The following is a 7,155-nucleotide window of genomic DNA, read 5'->3' as shown; positions in this document are numbered from 1 at the left end:
CGGCGCGAACATCACCGCCAACTGATCAGGACACCTAGGCAGGTTCGCGTGGTTCAAGGGTTTTTGAAACGGCTAACTAGATTAGCGCCTTTGGCCGCAGGGCGACCTAGCTAAGTGCCGAGGTGGGTATTAGCACCTTGACGAACCGCTGTGTCTCCTCGCCCCTCGATCTTTCATGCATGTCTTACGCCGTAAGATGTCGTCGCTTCCCCGAAGCGCAGAACATGAACGCTGACCTGAAGTTGCCGAATCCGTGACACCTGCAATAGTTAGATGCTGGTAAGAGACGCGGCTTTACAGGGGCAGGTATGGTCAAAGCAGCAGGCGGGAAAAAGCCCACCAAGGAGGCACGCGAGGCAGCAGCGACGGGAGCGCCCGAACCGAAGCAACCTAAGATCCTGGTTTGCTCTTCCGGTAAGGGTGGCAGCGGCAAGACATGTTTGACTCGAAACCTAGCAGTCTTCGCCGCACACGCCGGGCTTCGGGTCGCGACCATCGATCTAGATCCGCAGCGCGGTTTGACAAACTGGTACGCTGTCAGACCAGGTGAAGCTGTCGGCATCCCAAACGTAGCCGTCCCGCTGTCGAACCTTCATGAGGCAATGCACCAAGCAGGAACACTGGGTGATTTGGACCTTATAATTGTGGATACGCCACCCGGTGTTGATGCGTCGCCAACGGAGATGCGCCAACTTCTCCTACTGGCTGACTTTGTTCTAGTGCCAACTGGGCAAGGTGCTGGTGACCTGCGGTCCGTTGTTGAATGGATGGCTTTCATTCGCCGCGAGCAACGGCCAGCTGCCTTCGTCCTGAATCTCACTGTCCGGACAGCGGGGAGCTTTGATCGTGCCAAGCAGCGGCTCATAGAAGCTGGGGATCTCTGCCCCTTTGATATCCGCTTGTACGAGAGCATCCGCGTCAGCGACGAGATTGGCCTCGGAGTAGCTGAGATGAAGGGCGCCAACGGTCTGTCTGACGTCCGAGGTGTATTTACATTCGCAATGCACGCTCTTGGCTTGAAGGTGTCCGCCGATGTCTAAGCCGCCGCTGAAGACCTTCTCCGCTAAGGACATCAAGGCTCGAGCGGCTGCAGCGCCAATTGTGTCTACAACTTCGCGCAACGAGGACTTTGCTGCTACTATAGTTCCATTGAATCGACCGGAAGACTACGTCCGTGAGATCGGAAAGTTGTGGGATGAGGCACAGCGGCGCTTCCTGTCAATCGGGCGGTACCTACGCCATGCAATTCAGGCCAACCGCGGGGAGTTCGAAGCGAAGATTTTACCTCAACTTCCGTTTGGCCGGGCAGTTGCGTATCAGCTGCGGGAGGTAGCGGAGGCCGTTGAGGCGGGCCGTTTTCGGGAGGCTGAGCTCCCTCGGAGCTACAGCGCGGCCTATTACCTTACCCTAGTTCCTGAGCAGCACATTGCGTTAGCAAGGAACCGAGGCCTCGTTCGTCCTCAAGCTGCTCGTTCTGAAATCATGCGTTTCCTGGCTGAAGTTAGGCCGACGGATGCATCTGCAGCGACACGGCATGGAGAGCTCCTAAAGCGTCGAGAGCTCCTCGTGCGCCAGATGTCGCGCATTCGTCGAGAGCTGGTTGAGATCGACAACGAGCTCGGGTCCGGCGCCACAGCGATCGAAGGTGAGTCGGAGGTTATTGGCTGAATTGATAGGACAATGACTTTGAGCACGGCCGACATGACCACCACCATGCGCCCAGAACGTTGGAGTTGTCGCTACCGCGGCTGCGGCAACGAAGACCTGGGGACTTTTCCAGGCAGAGGGGCAGGTTGGGCTGGGGACTTTTCCAGGCGGGTGCTTGGCACATCTCAACCGCACGTCCGGGGACTTTTCCAGGCGCCGCCTAAGGCGTTTTCCGTTCACCTTGGCTCACTGCGCACGCTCCAGCACTTAATAGGAGCGGACAAATTCCCCCTCCTGCTGACGCGGCCCATGCTGGCTTTACTTTAGCGGAGTGTCCGCTCCGGGACAGGTGGCTTAGAAGGATGAAGAATGAGGCCTCGTTCCTCCACATCTACCCGAGCATCAGGGTAGACCGCCAGCGTCAGCTTTAGGTTGTCCAGAAAGGTTACCCGGAAATTATCCATGCGGCTGACGCCGCCGCCGAACTGGCCCTTGAGCGCTGTCCAAGAAATCGAAGTGGGTTTGCCTAAGACATGTAGGCGGTAGGCCAGCCACGCATAAATATCGAGCGCCACCGAGTTGTTGTTGATGGCGCGGATGGCGGCTTCCTGAACAGGGACGGGGTGTCGCTGAAGCAGTTCGAAGAATACCTCACTTAGGCGGGCCGTCTCCACAAATAGGCTTCCCTGCTGTTCATTCGCGTCGTTGGAGGGCACGAACATGGCGCTGTCTACTACGCTCTGATTGACCAGCCCCACTCGTCCTCCCGACTGCTGTATGTGGAAGGTGAACCTGCAGCGGCTGATCCGTTCGGCCTGATCCCGCACGTCCCGCTGGCTCTTCCCACCTTGAGGAATGCCCATGCGGACCAGCCATTCTCTCAAGCTTCTCCCGAGCTCGATCTCGCGGCTTCTCGTTCGGATGGCCGTACTCTGGAGATAGAGGAAGATCAGTCGAGCGCGAGACCCGTAAGCCACCCCAGTCGGCAAGAAGGACTTCCCATCCGGCCCTGGTTTAGAGCCCGGCTCGACGAGCAGGCTGATCCGGTCGCTATGAATCGCCCAACTCTGGCCATCGGGAAGGCGCCGGTGCGGAAGGGCAGCTTGACACCAGCCACTGTACAGGAAGCCGATGCCTGCATCCTCATCGGCCATATACTGGGCCGCTGCCTCCACGACCGTCCGATCGAACTCCGCTTGAAGAGCCGCCTGCTTTCCGCCTGCCTCAATCAGCTGATGCACCGTTCCCATAGCTATGTTTCTTGCACCTCGGCACAGGTTGAGTCTCCGGGGACTATTCCAGGTGAGGTTAGTAGCCAGGGATATTTGAACAATCTCTATTAGGGAGACCTGGAAAAGTCCCCGGGAAAACTCTGGATAACTGCTTGATTCACCCTTCGCGGAGCGAGCCTCTTGCCTGGCAAAGTCCCCGCATTGCCCTGGAAAAGTCCCCAACTAGGTTGTGAGCATCTAGGGGCTTCACCTGGAAAAGTCCCCAGCCAACGGACAGCGACTCGGGCGCACTGAGGTATGTGCCACGCAGCCAAAACTTGCCGAGTGCAAAAGGATCCTCGCCAACGTCTGGAACTGATGTGCCGTCGCAGGAAACCCGACCCTGAAGGCTCGTTATGATGAGGGGCAGAACCAAAGCCGAGCAGCAGGAGCGCGCGGTTGTTGCCGCGAAGCGCCGATGGGGGAGAAGCGGACAATGGTCAGGAGCCGGAGCACCTCGGGCCTGGCAGCCGCGGCCCCCTAGTGCTGGCGGGGTCTTTGTCGCGCGCGATACCCTCAAGAACCAAGGGAGGCCCGGGTGGCGGAATTCGAGCGCCATCCCGGTAAGGCGGTGAGCCGGCTGCACGATGGTAAGGTGAAGGTGCGCGCTGGCGGTGGTGATGCGGCGATCGGCGCAACGGACAGCGCACAGGGCCAACGTCTTGGGGGGTAGGGCCCGCATCAGCGGGACCTATGCCCAGGGACAGCAGCCGAACCGGTCCGGAGCAAGTCGGCAAGTTGAGCGGTGGCGACCGTTGCCGGGATCGCCGCGCGGTTCCCCGAGGATGCAGAACCCCAGCGCAAAGCGGCTTTCGCCAGGAATGCCACACGCGGCCAGCGGGTGCGGTGAGGGCTTGGTAGGGCAGGGCACTCACCTGCTCAAGCTCGGTGGGCGTTTGGCTGAACTCACCAAATCCAGGCCAAACCTGCTTCTCTCGCCGCCCCCCCGCACGACAATCCCTCAGCATCGTGCATGAAGCGTGAAGCAGAGGCGCTTGCCGCAGTCTTCCGCGTTGCCAGCTGCTAGAACAGTCTAGCGAGGTGGATCGGCCCTCTGGTCGGCCTTATGCCCACCGATCCGCGCCTGCTTGGTGGGCCCTGCACGCGCCGGGAGAACGTCATTGGACCAAGTACGACGAACCGCTCTCGTAACCGGAGCTTCCACGGGACTAGGGCGGGCCATTGTCCTGGCGCTTGCCACCGCCGGCTATGACGTGGCGGCCACTGAGATCGATCCGACGCACCTGTCCGACCTCGCCGGCGCGCCGGAGTTCGCCACGCGACGCCTAGTGCCGCTGCCGCTTGAGTTGCGCGAGGAGCGCAGCATCGACGCCGCGCTCGCGGGAGCGCTGGACGCCTTCGACGGGCAGCTGGACGTGCTGGTGAACAACGCCGCCGTCGCCCTTCGCAGTCCGGCGACGGAAGTCGGCTGGGCCGAGTGGGACACGTTAATGGCAGTGAACCTCAAGGGAGGCTTCTTCCTCGCCTCCCGCTACGCCCGCCACCTGCTGGCGATGGGGCGGCCGGGGTCGGTGGTGAACATTGCCTCCACCCACGGACTGGTTGGCTTGGCCGAGCGCTCAGTCTACGGCATCGCCAAGGGTGGGATGGTCCAGATGACCCGTATGCTGGCCATCGAGTGGGCCCAAGCCGGCATCCGGGTGAACGCCGTCGCCCCGGCCACGGTGATGACGCCCTCGCGTCAGGCGTCCCTGGCCGATCCTGCGCAGCGGCAGCAGATGCTGGAGCGCATTCCCACCCGCCGCTTCCCCACCGAAGCCGAAGTAGCGGCTGCCGTCGTCTACCTCGCCAGCCCTGCAGCCGGCTGCGTGACCGGACAGGTGCTGGCGCTGGACGGCGGACTGACGGCAGCCTGAGGCTTGGAAGCCTGGGACTTGGCGGCCCAAGCGGATCGGGTGCCGCCTCGCGCTCGGCCGTGCTGGCCGAAACATCGGACGGGAGGAACATACAATGACGGGTACGCCGAGGAGCCGCGTCGGGCGGCGGGTGCTGATCGGGGGAGGGGGGCTACTGCTCGTGGCGGCGACGACGCGGGCGCGGTCGCAGCCGGCAATGCCAGGCTGGCCTAGTCGGCCGATCCGACTGGTGGTGCCCTTCGCGCCGGGTGGGGCCAACGACGTGGCCGCGCGGCTGCTGGGCAATCGCCTCGCCGAGACGCTGGGCCAGCCGGCAGTGGTGGAGAACCGGGCAGGGGCCAACGGCATCGTCGGCCTGCAGGCGGTTGCCCAAGCGGCGGCGGACGGTCACACGTTGGTGGTGGCCTCGGCCGGGCCGATCGCGGTGAACCCGGCCCTGTATCCTAGCCTGCCCTACGACCCGGAACGCTCCTTCGCGCCGGTCACCAACTTAGCCATGCTGCCGCTGATGCTGGTGGTGAACCCGTCGGTGCCAGCCGCTGACACGGCCGCGTTGGTGGCGCTAGCCCGTGCCCGGCCAGGGACGCTCGCCTACGCCTCGCCAGGCACTGGCAACTCGGGGCACTTGGCTGGAGAACTGTTTGACAGCGTCGCCGGGGTGCGCACGGTGCACGTGCCCTATCGCGGCAACGGCCCTGCGGTGACCGACCTGCTGTCCGGCCAGGTGCCGATGATGTGGAGCAGCGTGCCGCCGGTGATCGACCACGTCCGCACCGGCCGCCTGCGCGTGCTGTGCGTCGGCGGCGCGCGGCGGCTGGCCTCGATGCCGGATGTGCCGACCGCGGCGGAGTCCGGCGTCCTGCCGGGCTATGAAGCGTATTCCTGGGTGGGCCTGCTCGCCCCGGCTGGCACACCGGCCGCGGTGGTTGAACGGCTGAATTCCGAATGCCGCGCCTTTCTGGCTGATCCTTCCGTGCGCGCGGCCATGGAGGCGCAAGGGATGATCGCCGATCCCACCACGCCTGAGGCCTTCGCCACCTTTATCCACGAGGAGGTGGTGAAATGGGGTGGGGTGGTCCGCGCCGCCGGTGTGCGCCTGGAATAGAGGTGCAGCCTGATCAGACGCGCTGTCCGGGTAAGGTGATCTGGAGCCAGGTTGCTGGGAGGTGGCGGGGAGAACGGGGCATCGTCGACCACCATGGGCTGGTTCGAAGCAGGGCGCTCCAAAATCAGTCGAGGGCGTCACGAAGGTCGAAGGCCTTGTCGAGGACCGTTCGCCCCATCGGAGTAACGGTGACGGCGCGTGTCCCCTCAATCCGCCGTATCCAACCCTGAGTTAGGCAAACCGTGCATAGCGCTGTACCCAGAACTCCCGCGATATGCGGCCGCCTCTCACTCCAGTCTAGGCACGGACGGCAGAACACCCGCCCGCCAGCCGACCGCCCCGGACCCGCGGTGTCCGCCTTGAGGTTCACCCCAAGCCCTTGCAGAAAGTTCGTCCCGTGCTCGGTGATGACCCCGCCGTCCAGCGATAGCTCGATGTGCCCCCGCTCGGTCATCCGGTCGGCCATGGCGACCGCGAGCCGCCCGGCGAGGTGGTTGTAGCAGGTTCGGGCACGCCGCAGCGCCGCGTCTCGAGGACCTACCCTGAGCGACTTGGTCCGGCCTGAGCCCGGGGCCCCGCCGGCCGCCACGGACATGATGGTTTCCAGCATGTGGGCCACAGCGGGCGACGCCAGACGGTGGTAGCGGTGCCGCCCCTGGCGCGCCATGGCCAGCAGACCTGCTCCTGTGAGCTGCGCCAGATGGCCACTGGCCGTCTGCGGCGTCACCCCCGCGGCCTCCGCCAGCTCCTTCGCCGTCAGCGCCCGACCGTTCATCAACGCTGCCAACATGTTTGCGCGGGCAGGGTCTCCGATGAGCGCGGCAGTTTCGGCAAAGGCGCTTGTGGTGACCATGACGGGGCTGATCATAGGTCAGTACGGGCGGGAATACTTCGGCCATTGCCGAAGCCTTTCGGCGCGAGGACCGGTGACAAGGGCACCGATCACCGCACGGGGACCGGGCCATGAGCGCGTCGGCTGCAAGCCTCACCGATCGTCTGCTGGCGCGGGCAGCACGGCTGAGACCATCAACCTGCCCTGCCAGCCTGATACCGGAAGGGCGCTGGACGCGGACACTGCGCTGGTTCGCGGATCGACGGCACCTCAAGGAGATGGACACCCGCATGCTGCGAGACGTCGGACTAACACCCGAGGACGTGCGGCGCGGCGTCCCCTTCGGCGTCTCGAACCAACGACAGGCGCACTCGGCAGGGCCGGGCGCTGACCCGGACTAGCCATCATTGCTCGCCGAAAACC

The 7,155-nt window shown here is 63.9% G+C and carries 7 protein-coding genes; 5 read left to right on the top strand and 2 right to left on the bottom strand.

Annotated elements, in window-relative coordinates; all coding sequences use genetic code 11:
* Positions 1-308: 308 nt before the first annotated feature.
* Complete coding sequence (locus tag D9599_RS32660) at positions 309-1,040, top strand: ParA family protein (RefSeq protein WP_198384977.1); 732 nt, start codon at positions 309-311, stop codon at positions 1,038-1,040.
* A complete protein-coding gene (locus D9599_RS32655) occupies positions 1,033-1,668 on the top strand; it encodes a hypothetical protein (RefSeq protein ID WP_198384976.1) in 636 nt (211 codons plus the stop codon). The genes D9599_RS32660 and D9599_RS32655 overlap by 8 nt, the downstream gene beginning before the upstream one ends.
* Before the next feature lie 302 nt (positions 1,669-1,970).
* On the opposite strand, the gene D9599_RS29840 is transcribed toward D9599_RS32655, so the two are convergent.
* Positions 1,971-2,897: a replication protein RepA gene (locus D9599_RS29840; protein ID WP_198384975.1), complete on the bottom strand. Its 927-nt coding sequence runs from the start codon at positions 2,895-2,897 to the stop codon at positions 1,971-1,973.
* A 1,112-nt stretch (positions 2,898-4,009) separates the two neighbouring features.
* Between D9599_RS29840 and D9599_RS29835 the strand changes: the two genes are divergently transcribed.
* Together D9599_RS29835 and D9599_RS29830 are read left to right on the top strand one after the other, a co-directional pair.
* A complete protein-coding gene (locus D9599_RS29835; RefSeq protein WP_309228768.1) occupies positions 4,010-4,795 on the top strand; it encodes an SDR family oxidoreductase in 786 nt (261 codons plus the stop codon).
* A gap of 94 nt (positions 4,796-4,889) precedes the next feature.
* Positions 4,890-5,900, top strand: a complete 1,011-nt coding sequence (locus D9599_RS29830) for a tripartite tricarboxylate transporter substrate binding protein (RefSeq protein ID WP_198384973.1) — start codon at positions 4,890-4,892, stop codon at positions 5,898-5,900.
* Positions 5,901-6,024: 124 nt separating this feature from the next.
* Here D9599_RS29830 and D9599_RS29825 read toward each other — a convergent pair whose 3' ends face one another.
* Positions 6,025-6,753, bottom strand: a complete 729-nt coding sequence (locus D9599_RS29825; protein ID WP_198384972.1) for a helix-turn-helix transcriptional regulator — start codon at positions 6,751-6,753, stop codon at positions 6,025-6,027.
* A 110-nt stretch (positions 6,754-6,863) separates the two neighbouring features.
* Here D9599_RS29825 and D9599_RS32095 point away from each other — a divergent pair, with 110 nt between their 5' ends.
* Positions 6,864-7,133 carry a DUF1127 domain-containing protein gene (locus D9599_RS32095; RefSeq protein WP_198384971.1) on the top strand — a complete coding sequence of 90 codons (270 nt, stop codon included), beginning with the start codon at positions 6,864-6,866 and terminating at the stop codon, positions 7,131-7,133.
* Positions 7,134-7,155 lie beyond the last annotated feature (22 nt).

This window comes from Roseomonas sp. KE2513 (assembly GCF_016107305.1).
In the GTDB taxonomy this organism is placed as follows: domain Bacteria; phylum Pseudomonadota; class Alphaproteobacteria; order Acetobacterales; family Acetobacteraceae; genus Roseomonas.
The sequence above is the reverse complement of the archived record's forward strand: the minus strand, read 5'-3'. Positions and strand labels throughout refer to the sequence as shown.